General features: G+C 68.9%; 13 protein-coding genes. 11 read left to right on the top strand and 2 right to left on the bottom strand.

Features of this window, described 5'->3' with window-relative positions:
* The first annotated feature begins 25 nt into the window (after positions 1-25).
* Together fdxA and ACCC97_RS02935 are read left to right on the top strand one after the other, a co-directional pair.
* Positions 26-355: a ferredoxin FdxA gene (gene fdxA / locus ACCC97_RS02940; RefSeq protein ID WP_007839295.1), complete on the top strand. Its 330-nt coding sequence runs from the start codon at positions 26-28 to the stop codon at positions 353-355.
* Positions 356-357: 2 nt separating this feature from the next.
* Positions 358-1,410, top strand: a complete 1,053-nt coding sequence (locus ACCC97_RS02935; RefSeq protein ID WP_413331539.1) for an NAD(P)/FAD-dependent oxidoreductase — start codon at positions 358-360, stop codon at positions 1,408-1,410.
* On the opposite strand, the gene ACCC97_RS02930 is transcribed toward ACCC97_RS02935, so the two are convergent.
* Complete coding sequence (locus tag ACCC97_RS02930; RefSeq protein WP_413331538.1) at positions 1,370-2,674, bottom strand: aspartate aminotransferase family protein; 1,305 nt, start codon at positions 2,672-2,674, stop codon at positions 1,370-1,372. The two genes, ACCC97_RS02935 and ACCC97_RS02930, sit on opposite strands and share 41 nt — an antisense overlap.
* 113 nt (positions 2,675-2,787) lie before the next feature.
* Between ACCC97_RS02930 and ACCC97_RS02925 the strand changes: the two genes are divergently transcribed.
* Both ACCC97_RS02925 and ACCC97_RS02920 read left to right on the top strand, forming a co-directional pair.
* Positions 2,788-3,522, top strand: a complete 735-nt coding sequence (locus ACCC97_RS02925; protein ID WP_007839292.1) for a TetR/AcrR family transcriptional regulator — start codon at positions 2,788-2,790, stop codon at positions 3,520-3,522.
* Between the two features lie 364 nt (positions 3,523-3,886).
* Positions 3,887-5,233: a purine-cytosine permease family protein gene (locus tag ACCC97_RS02920; RefSeq protein WP_413331537.1), complete on the top strand. Its 1,347-nt coding sequence runs from the start codon at positions 3,887-3,889 to the stop codon at positions 5,231-5,233.
* Here ACCC97_RS02920 and thiD read toward each other — a convergent pair.
* The gene (gene thiD / locus ACCC97_RS02915) at positions 5,178-6,026 is read right to left on the bottom strand and encodes a bifunctional hydroxymethylpyrimidine kinase/phosphomethylpyrimidine kinase (protein ID WP_413331536.1); all 849 of its coding nucleotides are present in this window, start codon (positions 6,024-6,026) and stop codon (positions 5,178-5,180) included. The genes ACCC97_RS02920 and thiD overlap by 56 nt on opposite strands.
* Positions 6,027-6,185: 159 nt before the next feature.
* On the opposite strand from thiD, the gene ACCC97_RS02910 reads away from it, so the two are divergent.
* The 7 genes from ACCC97_RS02910 to ACCC97_RS02880 all read left to right on the top strand — a co-directional run.
* A complete protein-coding gene (locus tag ACCC97_RS02910; protein WP_413331535.1) occupies positions 6,186-8,159 on the top strand; it encodes a caspase family protein in 1,974 nt (657 codons plus the stop codon).
* A gap of 55 nt (positions 8,160-8,214) precedes the next feature.
* Entirely contained in the window at positions 8,215-8,772 is a 558-nt protein-coding gene (locus ACCC97_RS02905) for a type VI secretion system tube protein Hcp (RefSeq protein WP_007833348.1), read from the top strand.
* Between the two features lie 28 nt (positions 8,773-8,800).
* A complete protein-coding gene (locus ACCC97_RS02900; protein WP_007833350.1) occupies positions 8,801-9,619 on the top strand; it encodes a type VI secretion system accessory protein TagJ in 819 nt (272 codons plus the stop codon).
* Positions 9,612-10,124 (top strand): type VI secretion system baseplate subunit TssE, encoded by a 513-nt coding sequence (gene tssE, locus ACCC97_RS02895; protein WP_007833351.1) that lies wholly within the window; start codon positions 9,612-9,614, stop codon positions 10,122-10,124. Before ACCC97_RS02900 ends, tssE begins: the two co-directional genes overlap by 8 nt.
* A 111-nt stretch (positions 10,125-10,235) precedes the next feature.
* On the top strand, positions 10,236-12,128 hold the full coding sequence (gene tssF, locus ACCC97_RS02890; RefSeq protein WP_413331534.1) for a type VI secretion system baseplate subunit TssF: 1,893 nt from the start codon (positions 10,236-10,238) through the stop codon (positions 12,126-12,128).
* Entirely contained in the window at positions 12,125-13,189 is a 1,065-nt protein-coding gene (gene tssG / locus ACCC97_RS02885; protein WP_237726094.1) for a type VI secretion system baseplate subunit TssG, read from the top strand. The genes tssF and tssG overlap by 4 nt, the downstream gene beginning before the upstream one ends.
* Positions 13,186-14,786, top strand: a 1,601-nt coding sequence (locus ACCC97_RS02880; protein WP_413331533.1) for an AAA family ATPase, incomplete at its 3' end; no start/stop codon positions are given. The genes tssG and ACCC97_RS02880, both read left to right, overlap by 4 nt.

Below are 14,786 nucleotides of genomic sequence, written 5' to 3'. Positions count from 1 at the left end.
CGATCAAACTGACGTTAAAAGACAAATGACCCACGTCGTCTCCGAAGCCTGCATCCGCTGCAAATACACCGACTGCGTGGACGTTTGCCCCGTCGACTGCTTCCGCGAAGGTCCCAACATGCTGGTGATCGATCCGGACGAGTGCATCGACTGCGCGGTCTGCATCCCCGAGTGCCCGGTCAACGCGATCTACGCCGAGGAAGATCTGCCGGCCAACCAGATCGCCTTCATCAAGATCAACGCCGAGCTGGCCCTGGCCGACGGCTGGAAGAGCATCACCAAGCGCAAGCCGGCGCTGCCTGACGCTGAAGAGTGGAAAGACAAGACCGACAAGGTCGGGGAGCTGGTGCGCTGAGCATGCAAGCCGCCCCGATCGAAACCGACGCCCTCATCATCGGCGCCGGTCCGGTCGGGCTGTTCCAGGCCTTCCAGCTCGGCCTGCTCGAGATCTCCTGCCACATCGTCGATGCGCTGCCCGCCGCAGGCGGCCAGTGCGTGGCGCTCTACGGCAGCAAGCCGATCTACGACATTCCCGGCACGCCGGTCACCAGCGGCCGCGGCCTCGCGCAATCGCTGCTGGAGCAGATTGCGCCCTTCAAGCCCCAATTCCATTTCGGCGAGCAGGTGGCCACGCTCGAAAGGCAGGCCGACGAACGGCTGCTGCTGACCACCTCGGCGGGCAGCGCTTTCCTGGCCAAGACAGTGTTCATCGCGGCCGGCGTGGGGGCCTTCGTGCCCAAGCGCATCGCCATCGAGGGCATTGCGCAATTCGAGGGCGCATCGCTTTTCTATCACCCCGATTCGCTGGAGCGCTTTGGCGGCCAGACCGTGGTGGTCAACGGCGGTGACGACATCGCGCTCGAAACCGCCATCGCGCTCACGGCCGTTGCGAAGCAGGTCACGCTGGTCCACCGCCGCGATGGCTTCCAGGCCGACGAAACCACCGTTGCCTCAATGCGAGCCCTCGTGGCCGCGGGCAAGCTGGCCTTCCAGGTCGGCCAACCGACCGCATTCGACGGCAAGCAACTGCAGCTCACCACGCCCGATGCAACGACCGTCGATCTGCCGCTCGACGCGCTGATCGCCTGCCTGGGCATCTCCCCGCGCCTCGGCCCCATCGCCGACTGGGGCCTGGAACTCGAGCGCAAGCAGGTGCCCGTCGACACCGAGAAGTACGAAACCCGCGAGCGCGGCGTGTTCGCGGTAGGCGACATCAACACCTACCCGGGCAAGAAAAAACTCATCGTCTGCGGCTTCCACGAAGCCACGCTGGCGGCCTGGGGCGCCACGGCCATCGTCTTTCCGGGCAAAGCCGTGCCGCTGCAGTACACGACCACCAGCACGCGGCTGCACGAGCTGCTGGGCGTGGCTACTGCCCGCGAGGCAACAGCGCGCGGTACTCGCCGATGAAGCTGCCGATGGCGGCAACGTAGCGGTCGATGTCCGCATCGGTCAAGGGCAGCGACAGCACGACAAAGCCGCGCGGCGAGGCATAGATGCCCTGCTCCAGCAGGTGGAAGAACAGCAGCTGCCGAAGCCGTCCGTCGACCGCCGCCAGGTCGTCCACGCGGCGCACCTCGCCGCGCAGGAAATGCGCGTTCATCAGCGACCCCACGCCGGTGAACTGCATGGCCACATCCTCCGCCGCGCACAACGCATTGAGCCGCGCGCGCATCGCCTCGCCGCGCCCGGCCAGCGCGGCGGCCGCCTGGGGCGTGAACAGCTTCGTAAGCCCGGCATGGCCGGCCGCCATCGTCATCACGTTGTTGTTGAAGGTGCCCGAATGCGAGAGCGGCCCGGTGCGCGGGTCGAACAGCGCCATCACGCCGGCCCGCCCGCCGAAGGCGCCGAAGGACATGCCGCCGCCGATGTACTTGCCCAGCGTGGTCAGGTCCGACCGGATGCCCAGCCTGTTCGCCAGTCCGTGCGGCGCGAGGCGCGAGGTCATCACCTCGTCGAAGACCAGCAATGCGCCGACGCGCGTGGCCGACTCACGCAATGCCTGCAGGAAGTCGAGACGCCCCGGAATACAGCCGCTCGCCCCCTGCATCGGCTCGGCCAGAACAGCGGCGATCTCGGTGCCGTGCCTTTCGATCTGCTCGCGCGCTGCCTGCGTGTCGTTGTAGGGCAGCACCAGGAAGTCGAACGGCACGGTGGTCGGCAACGGCCTGGCGCCGAAACCCAGTACGCCGCCGTGGTAGCCGCCCGAGAACACCACGATCTTGCGGCGTCCCGTGAAATGCAGAGCCGCCGTCAACGCCATCAGGTTCGCTTCGGTTCCCGAGTTGGTGAAGCGCAGCTGCTCGATCTGCGGAAAGCGCTCGCAGATGAGCCTTGCGAGCCGGCCTTCGAGCAGGTTGTGGCCCGTAAGGTTGATGCCGCTTTGCATCGCCTCGACGACGGCGTCGCGTATCTCGGGCGCCGAATGGCCATAGACGCCTGCCGTGTACTCGGCGATGAAGTCGGCATAGCGGTGGCCGTCGGCATCCCACAGCGCCGCGCCTTCGCCCCGGGCAATGGTGAGCGGAAACGGCGCATAGAACAGCACCGAGCGGCTATTGGCACCGGGCATGTAGCGCGCCTGTTCCTCGAACTGGCTGCGGCTGGCCGGGTTGCTGTCGGTGAAGCGCTGGTGCGCCCCTGCAAGGGCGCGGTCGGTGGCGGCATGGGTCATGGCTATGTCCTTCGGATGGCGAGGCGCTCGCCTCTTGCAGCGAATTTAATTGATCAATGCTCAATTAATATTGTTTATACAGTCAACCAAGCTGCAGCACAATGGCTGCAGCCATGACGAAGAAATCGCCACCCAAGCCCCGCACCGCCGGCCGCCCCGCCGGCGGTGGCGGCCTGACGAAGCAACGCATCGCCGAGGAGGCACTGGCGCAGATCGACGAATTCGGCCTCGGCGCCTTCAGCATGCGCGAGGTTGCGGCGCGGCTCGATGTCTACCCGGCCACGGTGCACTGGCACGTAAGCACGCGCGAGGCGCTGCTGGCCGAAGTGGCGGCCATCGTCATGGCCGAAGTCGCGCCGCCGCCCGGCAAGCTGGCCTGGAAGGACTGGATCGCCGAACTGTTCCGGCGCTGCCGCGCCGCCGTGCGCCGCCATCCGAACGTGGCGCAGCTGCTGGGCGCGCAACTGGTGTCGAACGGCAGCCTGCCGATGGCGTTGGTCGAGGGCGTGCTGGCCGCGCTGACCGAAGCCGGCTTCGAGGGCGAACCGCTGCTGGAGGCCTACAACTGCGTGATCGCGGCGATGCTGGGATTCCTCACGATGGAGTTCTCGCCCCTGCCCGCCGACAACACGCAGGCCTGGGCCGAGGAGTTGCGCGAGCGCGTGCACACGATCCGCCCGCTCGACCATCCGGTGCTCACGCGCAACCTGCCGCTGCTGGCCAACAAGGCGTTCATCGTGCGATGGGACAACGGCACGGCGGTGCCGCTCGACGGCAGCTTCGAGCGGCACATCCAGATCACCATCGACGGGCTCGAGGCCTCCGCGCGGCGGATCGAGGCGGCGTAGGCCCCGCGGTTCGCGCAGCGCCTCAACGATGGCGGTGGCATCGACCGGCGCTTCTGCGGGTTTACCCCCTGGAATGGCACGCCCGTCGTCGCGGGCTTCCCCGCAGCGGATAAACTCCGCCCTGCGCCGCGGCTCGCCACGGTGCAATTGCTAGGGGTGCTGGGCGGCTTGCCGTCCGGCTGAGAAAGTCCCTTTGAACCTGTCCGGTGGTTTCACCGGGGGTCCGCATCGTTTCCGACGACGCGGGCTCGAGGCAATCCTCGCGCAGGGAAGCTGGTCCGGTGGCCTCTCACGTTCTCTCGCGTGACGGCTGCGCCGCTCGGGCCCCGCCCACCTGCCAAACCTTTTGCACTGGAGCAAATGGATGGCAAACGATGACACCGCTACCGGCGCCAACGAAGCGCTGACGCCGCTGCCTGCATCCCAGCGCGTGTTCGGCTGGCACGACCACGCCTCGCTCTGGTTCAGCCTCGGCGTGGGCCTGCTGGTGATGCAGATCGGCGCCTACCTGGTGCCGGCCGTGGGCACGCGCGACGCGGCCATTGCCATCGTGCTCGGCTCCTGCGTCGGCGCCGGCCTGCTGGCCTGGACCGCGCGGCTGGGCTGCGAGAGCGGCCTAGCCAGCGCCGGCCTGATGCACGCCACCTACGGCAGCGCCTTCGCGCGGCTGCCGGTGCTGCTCAACATCGTGCAGCTGGTGGGCTGGACCACTTTCGAACTCGTCGTCATGCGCGAAGGCACGCAGGCCATCGGCCAGTCGGTGGTCGGCCCTTCGCTCGGCACCGCCTGGGGCGGCGTGCTGACCACGCTGCTCTGGGGCGCGGTGCTGCTGGCGCTGCTTGCAGGGTCGATGGTCAAGCTGGTGCGGCGCTTCGTGAGCCGCTTCGGCCTGCCGCTGGTGGTGCTGTCGCTGATCTGGCTCACATGGCAATTCGCGACGCGGCTACAGGCCAAGGGCCTGGACGCCTTCTGGGCACGCCCGGGTGACGGCACGATGGGCATGTTCGGCGCGCTCGACCTCGTGATCGCGATGCCGGTCTCGTGGCTGCCGCTGGTGGCCGATTACGCGCGGCACGGCCGGCGCAGTGCGACCGGCAAGGGCGGCCTGGGCAGCCTGGGCAGCGCCTTCAGCGGCACCTGGATCGGCTATGCGCTCGCCAACATCTGGTGCTACGCACTGGGCGTGATGGTGGTGAGCGTGGCCGAGCCCGGCACGGGTCTGGTCACCGCGCTGCTGCTGGCACAGGGCGGGCTGGTGGCGCTGGGGCTGATCCTGATCGATGAACTCGACAACGCGTATGGCGATGTCTATTCGGGCTCGGTCTCCACGCACAGCCTGCTGCCGCGATGGAGCGTGAAACGCTGGGGCCTGCTGCTGGCCGCGCTGTGCATCGCATTGGCTCTGGTGCTGCCAATGCACACGCTGGAGCCCTTCCTGCTGCTGTTGAGCTCGGTGTTCGTGCCGCTCTACGGCGTGATCATCGGGCGGCTGGGCGGCGGCCAGTCGGTGTCGCCGGCCGGCACGCGGCAGCTCGATTTCGGCGCGGCGCTGATCTGGATCGCGGGCATCGCGGCGTACCACGCGCTGGCCAGGTGGGCGCCGCAGTTCGGCTCTGCGCTGCCCACGCTGGCGGCGACTTTTGTTCTCGCCTGGCTCAGCCGGCCTTCACCGGCAAACGGTGCGTCGGCACTGGCGCAAAGCCGTGGTTGAGGGGGCCATGACCCGCACCGACCTTCACATTCGCACCGGCGGCCATCGCGCCGAGGATGTAGGCACGCGCCTGTTCGACCGCCTCGGGCAGCGCCGCGCCCAATGCAAGATGCGCGGCGATGGCGGAAGACAGCGTGCACCCCGTGCCATGCAGGTTGCGGCTGGCAATGCGCCGGGAGGCCAGCCGCTTGCGCTCGCCGCCGGTTTGCAGCAGCACGTCGACCACGTCTTCGCCCGGCAGATGGCCGCCCTTGAGCAGCACGGCCTTTGCACCGAGCGCGAGCAGTTCGTCGGCGGCGCCGTCGAGCGCATCGACGCCATCGATGGCATGGCCGATCAGCAAGGCGGCTTCATCAAGGTTGGGCGTGACGACCACGGCGCGCGGAAACAGTTCGCGCACCAGCACCTGCACCGTCTCGGCCGCGATCAGGCGGTCGCCGCTGGTGGCCACCATCACGGGGTCGAGCACCACGTTCTTCAATTGATAGCGGTCGATGGCCCAGGCCACCACCTCGACCACCTCGGGTGCATGCAGCATGCCGAGCTTGACGGCATCGACGCCGATGTCTTCCACCACCGCCTGGATCTGCGCCTTGAGGAAATCGGGCGGCACGCCGTGGATGCCCGAGACGCCGAGCGTGTTCTGTGCGGTGAGCGCGGTGATGGCCGTCATGCCGTAGCAGCCGAGCGCCGCGAAGGTCTTGAGGTCGGCCTGGATGCCGGCGCCGCCGCCGCTGTCGGAGCCGGCGATGGAGAGCACGCGTGCGTAGCGCTGGGTGGGTGCGGAGGTCATGCCGAAAATTATCGGCGACTCTTCTTCTCCCTCCCCTTCCGGGGGAGGGCCGGGGTGGGGGCACGCGGCGTATCCGATGGGCGCTCTGCCCGCCCCCATCCCAGCCTTCCCCCAAAGAGGGAAGGAACAACACAACTTCGCGTTCTGCAGGTGCTGCTCGTGCTGTGGCTGCTCGCCTGCTGCACCCTTGCTTTCGCCACCCCGCGCGCGCTGCTCGTCGGCGTCTCCGAACTCGCCAACCAGCCGCAGGCGCTGTGGCTGCAAGCGCCGCGCAACGACGTGATGCTGATGCGCGATGCGCTGCTCAAGCAGGGCTTCGCGGCGTCCGACATCGCCATGCTCGCCGATGGCGTGAATGGCGCCGCATTGCCCGAATCGCAGGCCATCCACGAGGCTCTTGCCAAGTTGCTTGCGCAGTCGGGAAGCGGCGACTTCGTGCTGCTGTACTTCTCCGGCCACGGCACCCGGCTGCGCGACATCGCCAAGCGCTACCAGGAGCCCGATGGCCTCTCCGAGAACTTCCTCGCGCGCGACGTGCGCGGCACGCTGGGCAGCGACAACGTGCTCACGGGCGACCTGCGCGACGCCGACTTCGATGCATGGATCCAGTCCTTCCTCGCGAAGAACGTGTTCGTGGCCTCGGTGTTCGACACCTGCTCTGCCAACTCCATGACGCGCGGCACCGCCGATGCACCCGCCACCGCCGAAGGCCCGAGCGACGACGAGGTGCGCTGGCGCGGCCTGCGCGCGACCCAACTGACTGGCGGTGCAGCGCCGGTACGGCCCCTGACGCCGCCCATACCGGCCGAAGCCGTGCCGCGCGCCCGCTACGTCGCCTTCTTCGCCTCCGAGAGCCACCAGATCACGCCCGAGCTGCGCCTGCCCCGCAAGGCGCGCAACGCCCGGCCGCAGGGCCTGCTGACCTGGGCCATGGTCGAGGCGCTGTCGCGCAAGCCCGCCACCTGGCGCGACCTGTTCGACGGCGTGCTCGCGCTGTACCCGCCGGTCATCGACGAACTCGCACAGCGCTTTCCCACGCGCGAGCTGCCGTCCCCGGTGGCCGAAGGCAACCTCGATGCGCCGCTGTTCGCCAACGGCGGCGCGCCCGCGTCCACGCGCCCCGTGTGGCGCGCGCAGCGCAGCGGCGACAGCCTGGCCATCAAGGCCGGCCTGCTCGATGGCCTTGCACAACAGCAGGAGCTGCGTGTGATCGCGACGCTCGACGACGGCGCCGTGCGCAGCGCGCCGGCCACGGTGGCGCAGATCAAGCTCGGCGGCGCGTGGCTCGCTGTACCCGCGGCGTTGAAGGACGTGTCGGGCAGCGCGTTCTGGAGCGTCACGCCCATGACCGAGCCGGCCGCCACCGCCTTGCGCGTGCGCGCCGACAAGCCCTTGCCCGCCGGCCTCAGCCTCGACTATCCGGCGGCGATCCGCCGGGCCGACGACGCAGCCACCGCCGACGTGCGCTGGACCGACCTCGGCCCCCCGGGACAGCGCCTCGAGCTGCTCGCGCCGATGCTCGGCGCGACGGTTTCCACCGTGGTGCTGCCCGACACCGCTGCCCTGCGCCGCCGCCTGCAGGCCCTGGCGCAGCTCAAGTGGCTCGCGCAGCTGCAGGCCTATGGCAAGGACGGCCAGCTCGACGGCTTCGATGCGACGCTCGAGGTCTGGAGCGCCGATCGGCTGCTGCGCAGCGTGCCCGTCGTTCAGGCTGCAGCCATGCTGCCATCGCCGCGCGCCGGGGAGCGCGTGCGCCTGACCGTGCGCAACACCAGCGGCCGCTCGCTCGACCTCGTCATCGCCGGCATCGATGCGCGCGGCAACCTGCAGTCGGTCTACCCCGACGAGCTCGGCGAAACCAACCGCTTCAAGCGCGGCACGACCGAGCAGCCCTCGGTCAAGCGCTTCGACCTGCCCTGGCTCGACGCCGCCGGCGATGCGCGCCTGCTGGTCATGGCCGTGCCCGCCACGCCCTACAGCGCGCCACGCCTGTTCGGCGTGGCTTACGCACAGGCCGAGGTGTCGGAAGTGCGCGTGCGCGGCGGCCAGCCGCCGGCCGAGAGTGGCGAGCGGCAGGTGTTCGCGGCCTTGCTGCGCAGAAGCGGCGCTGCGGACGGCGGAGCCCGGCCATGAAGCCGGCGCATGCGATTTCGGTTCAACCTTTTTTCTTTCGCACCCCGGAGGTGATATGGCATTTCTCGACGACGGCTCCTGGAGCCCTGAAGACGCCCGGCAGTTCTACGACCTGATCGGCACCGGCTCCGCGGAAACCGACCTTGTCATGCTGATCGAGAACAAGGGCGCGCCCGTCGAAGCCGAGCTCGACCGCTCCTTCGACGACGGCAAGGCGCGGCTGAACATCGGCGGCTACTACTGGTCGGTGCAGGTGCCCGAGTCGTCCAGCCAGAACCAGGTCGTGCCCAACAACCTGATCGTCGCGCGCCGCAGCGACGCGGCCACCGCCACGCTCGCCAGCCTGCTGCGCACGCAGGAGAAAGACCTGAAGGTCGTCATCAGCGCCTTCAAGGCCGGCGGCGACGAGCGCTCGCCTGATGCGCAGTCGACCTTCGAGCTGGTGCTGGAGAACGCCCGCATCTGCCGGCTGGTGCTCAACTCCGGCGGCCACTGGGGCGTGCCCTCGGAGCTGGTCTCCATCAGCTACCGCACGGTGAAGGTCAAGTCGGCGCCGCAGAAGACCACCGGCTTGCGCGGCGCGGTGCGCGAATGCCAGTTCACCCGCGCCTGAACGCCGCCACATCCAGGAGCCGCACACCATGACGACCGCCGCCGAACTCCTCAAGGCCGCCGACCCGGCCGCCGCCCTCAAGGCCCTGAGCGACGACGTGCGCGCCAGGCCCGCGGACAGCAAGCACCGTGTCTTCATGGCGCAGCTGCTGTGCGTGCTCGGCCAATGGGAGCGCGCGCTGAACCAGCTCAGCGTGGCGGCCGAACTCGACGCGCTCGCCGTGCCCATGAAGCAGGTCTACGGCGAGGCCGTGCGCTGCGAGGGCCTGCGCGCCGAAGTGTTCGCCGGCACGCGCACGCCGATGATCTTCGGCCAGCCCGACGAGTGGCTGGCGCTGCTCATCGAGTCGCTGCTGCGCCAGGGCCGCGGAGAAAGCGAGCTGGCCGAGGACCTGCGCCAGCGCGCCTTCGACGGTGCGCCCGCCATCAGCGGCACCATCGACGGCGCGCCCTTCGAGTGGCTCGCCGATGCCGACATGCGCCTGGGGCCGGTGCTCGAAGCCTTCGTCAACGGCAAGTACTACTGGATTCCGTACGCGCGCCTCGCGCACATCAAGATCGAGCCGCCCGAGGACCTGCGCGACTGCGTGTGGATGCCCGCGCACCTGCAGTTCGAGAACGGCGGCGAAACGCTTGCGCTGATTCCCACGCGCTACGAAGGCACCGAGAAGACCGAGGACGGCGAGCTGCTTCTTGCGCGCAAGACCGAGTGGCGCGAACTGCGCCCCGAGGTCTGGGCCGGCCATGGCCAGCGCGTGCTCGGCAGCGACGCGGGCGAGTACGCGCTGATGGACGTGCGCGAGATCCTGTTCACGCCCGAGGGCGGCGAAAGCAGCGCCGGTGGCTGAACTCACCGCGCAGGAGCGGCTGCAGCCTTCGTTGCTCGACCGCCTCGTCGACAACGCGCCCGACGAGAAGCGCGAGAGCGACGAGAAGCGCACGCTGACCAAGCAGGCGCTGCGCCAGGCCGTGCTGCGCGACCTCGGCTGGCTGTTCAACGCCACCGGCTACGGCCTTGCGATGGACGACAGGCAGTACCCGAATGCCGCACGCTCGGTCATCAACTACGGATTGCCTATGCTGTCTGGCCAGTTCACCTCGTCGGTGCAGCGTGTCAGCATGGAACAGGCTTTGAAGAACGCAATCCTGCAGTTCGAGCCGCGCATTTTGTCCCGCACACTCGAAGTGGAACTCGTCATGGAAGGCCCGGCACTGGACTCCCACAACAGCATCGGCCTGCAGATCCGCGGCATGCTGTGGGCGCAGCCGGTACCGCTCGAGTTCCTGATGCGAAGCCGCGTAGACCTGGAAGAAGGACGCATCGAGATCGTGGACATGGCGCAGAAGTTATGAGCCCCCCGGCTTTTCACTGCGCTGCGCTTCGTGTAATTCGCCACCCCCCGAGGGGGAGGCGCGGCCCGCCTTGGGGCGGCCCGGCGGCGGCCGCCTTCCCGGAGTGAAGAGATGGACCCCAGGCTGCTGAGTCTGTACGAACAGGAACTGCGCTACTTCCGCGAAAGCTCTGCCGAGTTCGCGCGCGCGTTCCCGAAGATCGCGCATCGACTTGGCATCGAGGGCCAGGAGGTGGCCGACCCTTACGTGGAGCGGCTCATCGAGGCCACCGCGTTCCTGTCGGCGCGCGTGGGCCTGAAGCTCGACGCCGAGTACCCGCGCTTCACGGGCCATTTGCTCGACATCGTCTATCCGCACTTCCTCGCGCCGACGCCGGCGATGGTGATCGTGTCCTTCGTGCCCGACCCCGACGACGCGAACCTCGCGACCGGCCCGAGCCTGCCGCGCGGCAGCGGCCTGCGTGCGCGGCAGGCCGTGGGGCAGAACACGCATTGCGAGTTCCGCACGGCCAGCGCGCTGCGCGTGTGGCCCATCGAGATACAACGTGCGCAGTACTTCACCTACGCCCCCGACCTGCCGCTCAACACGCACCCGCAGTCGCGCGCCATCCGCGGCGGCCTGCGCATCGCGCTGCGCGCCACGGCCGGCCTGAACTTCAGCCAGATCGCGCTCGACGACCTCGTGCTGCACTTCGGAGGCGCCGAAGACGTGGCCTGGCAGCTGCACGAATGCGCGCTGGGCCAGCCCGTCGGCGTGCTGGTGCGGCCGCTGGCACCGAGCGGTGCCTTGCAGGGCGCGGCACAGAGCCTGCCCGCCAGCGCCATCGGCGCGGTCGGCTTCGAGGACGACGAGGCGCTGCTGCCCGCCACTGCCACCGGTTTCTCGGGCTTTCGCCTGCTGCAGGAGTACTTCGCGTTTGCGCAGCGCTTCCAGTTCGTGCGCATCGGCGGGCTCGAGGCGCTGCTGGCCACGATGCCGGTGACCGATGTCGAGATCGTGCTGCTGTTCTCGCGCGGCGGCGCGGCGCTCGAAAAGCTCGTGAGCGCCGACAACGTGCATCTGCATTGCGTGCCCGCCGTCAACCTTTTCACCAAGCGGCTCGACCGCGTGGCCATGACCGAGGGCGTGAGCCAGTTCCACCTCGTGCCCGACCGCACGCGGCCGCAGGACTTCGAGGTGCACACCGTCACCGAGGTCATCGGCCATGGCGCGCCCGGTGCCGATGCGGCGGCGGTCGAGCAGCCGTTCAGGCCCTTCTACTCGGCCTTCCACGGCAGCCGCACGAGCCACCCGGCCTACTTCACCACCACGCGCGAGCCGCGCATGCTGTCGGTGCGCCAGCGCACCGAGGGCAATCGCAGCAGCCACATTGGCTCCGAGGTCTACATGCAGATCGTCGATCCGCAGCAGGCGCCGTATGCGGCCACGCTGCGGCAGCTGGCGGTGACCGCGCTGTGCACCAACCGCGACCTGCCGCTGCTCATGCCGCTGGGCCGCGAGAACGACTTCGACTGCGTCGATTCCTTCCCCGTGCAGCGCGTGCGCATGGTGCGCGGGCCGTCGCGGCCGGTGTCGCCGGTGGTGAGCCAGGGGCTGGGGTGGCGCGTGGTCGACCACCTCGCGCTCAACTACCTGTCGCTGTCCGACAGCACGCCGGAGCAGGGCGCCGCCGCATTGCGCGAGACGCTGATGCTCTATGCCGTGCATGCCGACGAGATGCGCCAGGGCCAGGTGCGCGGGCTGCTGTCGGTGAAATGCAAGCCCGTCGCGCGCAGGCTGCCGCTCAAGGGGCCGATCGCCTTCGGGCGCGGGCTCGAAGTAACGCTCGAAGTCGACAAGGACGCCTTCCACGGCCACAGCGCGTTCCTGTTCGGCGCTGTGCTCGCGCGCTTCCTGTCGCGCCATGTAGAGGTGAATCATTTCGTCGAAACCGTGCTGCGCATCGCAGGCAAGGGCGAGACCATGCGCTGGAGGCCGCTGTGCGGGACGCGCCAGATTCTGTGAATGCGCGGGTCGACGCCGCACTGCGCGAGTGGTCGGCGCAGCCGTGGGCCTTCGACTATTTCGCGGTGATGCGGCGGCTCGAATCGGTCGCGAAGACCACGCCGCGCTGGGGCCGCGCCCTGCTGCCGAACGCCGAACCGGTGCGTGTGGGACAGGAGCCTTCGCTGTCGTTCGCTCCCGCGAGCTTCAGCCGCTTCGAGCCCGCCACTGCGCATTCACCGCCACGCTTGCGCCAGCAGTTCTTCGGCTACATCGGCCCCAACGGCCCGCTGCCGGTGCACCTGAGCGACTTCATCCGCGAGCGCAGCCTGAACCACGGCGACCCGACGTGGCTGGCCTTTCTCGACAGCTTCTCGCACCGCTTCTCGCTGCACTTCTATCGCGCCTGGGCGCAGTCGCGGCCGGCCGTGGCGCTCGACCGGCCGGGCGAGGACCGCTTCCGCCTGCAGATCGGCGCGCTGATCGGCATCGGCACGCCGGGCCGCGTGGACCGCGACGAGATCCATGACGACGCGCGCCTGCATTTCTCGGGCTGGCTCGCGCGCCGCGTGCACAACGTGGAGGGCGTGGAGTCGGTGCTGTGCAGCTACTTCGGCGTGCCCGTGAAGCTGGAGCGCTGGGTCGGCCACTGGATGAGCCTGCCGGCCGGAGAGCTCACGCGGCTGGGGCAGGGCGAGAGTTCGCGCTCGATGGGCATGGGCGCCATGCTCGGCACCCGCGCCTGGGACCGCCAGCACCGCGTGCGGCTGCACCTGGGGCCGCTCACGCTCGACCAGTACCGCATGTTCCTGCCGATCGGCAACGCACGGCCCGTGCTGCAGCGCTGGATGCAGCAGCTGCTGGGCGACGAGCTGGAGTGGGACGCCGAACTCGTGCTCGAAAAGACGCAGGTGCCGCTCACGCGCCTCGGCGATGCGAAGGGCAACGGGCCGCGCCTGGGCTGGGTCTCGTGGCTCGGGCAGCGCACACGTTCGCGCGACGCAGCGGACGTGCGCATCGGCAGCCAGCCTTTCAATCAACCCATCTTCATTCGTTCAGAAGAGATACGGAGTCCCTCATGAGTGAAATCAGCCGCACCGCCCTTTTCGGCAAGCTCAACGCGCTGGCCTACAAGGCCATCGAGGGCGCCACCGTGTTCTGCAAGATGAGGGGCAATCCGTACGTGGAGCTGGAGCACTGGTTCGCCCAGCTGCTGCAGGCGCAGGACTCCGACCTGCACCGCGTGATCCAGCATTACGGGCTCGACGTGTCGGTCATCGCGAAAGACATGACCACCGCGCTCGACCGCCTGCCGCGCGGCGCCACCGCCATCAGCGACTTTTCGCCGCACATCGAGAACGCCATCGAGCGTGCGTGGACCTACGCCACGCTGCAGTTCGGCGAGGCACAGGTGCGCACCGGCTACCTGCTGGTGGGCATGCTGAAGACGCAGAGCCTGCGCAACCCGCTGTTCGGCTTGTCGAAGCAGTTCGAGAAGGTCAAGGTCGAAGACCTGGCGGACAACTTCGCCAAGATCTGCGATGCCTCGCCCGAAGCGCAGATGCGCGCGCAGGACGGCACCGGCATGGGCAGCGGCGCACCCGGCGAAGACTCGGGCGCGATGGCGCCAGCCGCCATGGGCAAGGGCGATGCGCTGAAGAAGTTCGCGGTCGACCTCACCGAGAAGGCGAAGAAGGGCGAGATGGATCCGGTGACCGGGCGCGACGAGGAGATCCGCCAGATCGTCGACATCCTCATGCGCCGCCGCCAGAACAACCCGCTGCTGACCGGCGAGGCGGGCGTCGGCAAGACGGCCGTGGTCGAGGGCTTCGCGCAGAGGCTCGCGCGTGGCGACGTGCCGCCGCAGCTGAAGGACGTGAAGCTGCTCACGCTCGACATCGGCCTGCTGCAGGCCGGTGCGAGCATGAAGGGCGAGTTCGAGCAGCGGTTGCGGCAGGTGATCGACGAGGTGCAGAGCTCGCCCACGCCCATCATCCTGTTCATCGACGAGATCCACACGCTGGTGGGCGCGGGCGGCGCGGCCGGCACCGGCGACGCGGCCAACCTGCTGAAGCCCGCGCTCGCGCGCGGCAACCTGCGCACCATCGGCGCCACCACCTGGGCCGAGTACAAGAAATACATCGAGAAAGACCCGGCGCTCACCCGCCGCTTCCAGGTGGTGCAGGTGCCCGAGCCCGACGAGACCAAGGCGATCCTGATGCTGCGCGGCGTGGCCAGCGTGCTCGAGAAGCACCACCGCGTGCAGCTGCTCGACGAGGCCATCGAGGCGGCTGTGAAGCTGAGCCACCGCTACATTCCCGCGCGCCAGCTGCCCGACAAGGCCGTGAGCCTGCTCGACACCGCCTGCGCGCGCGTGGCCGTGTCGCAGCACGCGACGCCGCCCGAGGTGGAAGACTGCATGCGCCGCATCGAGGGGCTCACGGTCGAGCAGGAAATCATCGGCCGCGAGGAAGCCATCGGCATCGATGTGACCAAGCGCGCGGCGCAGGTAGCGGGGCTGCTCGACGAATCGAAGACCCAGCTCGAAGGGCTCAATGCGCGGTGGAAGGAAGAGAAGGGACTGGTCGACCGGCTGCTGGAGCTGCGCAGCAAGCTGCGCGCGGGCAACAAGCCGGTGGACTCTTCACTCCCTCCCCCGCTGGGGGAGGGTGGGGGTGG

Source organism: Variovorax sp. Varisp85, from assembly GCF_047304045.1.
Lineage (GTDB): Bacteria > Pseudomonadota > Gammaproteobacteria > Burkholderiales > Burkholderiaceae_C > Variovorax.
The sequence above is the reverse complement of the archived record's forward strand: the minus strand, read 5'-3'. Positions and strand labels throughout refer to the sequence as shown.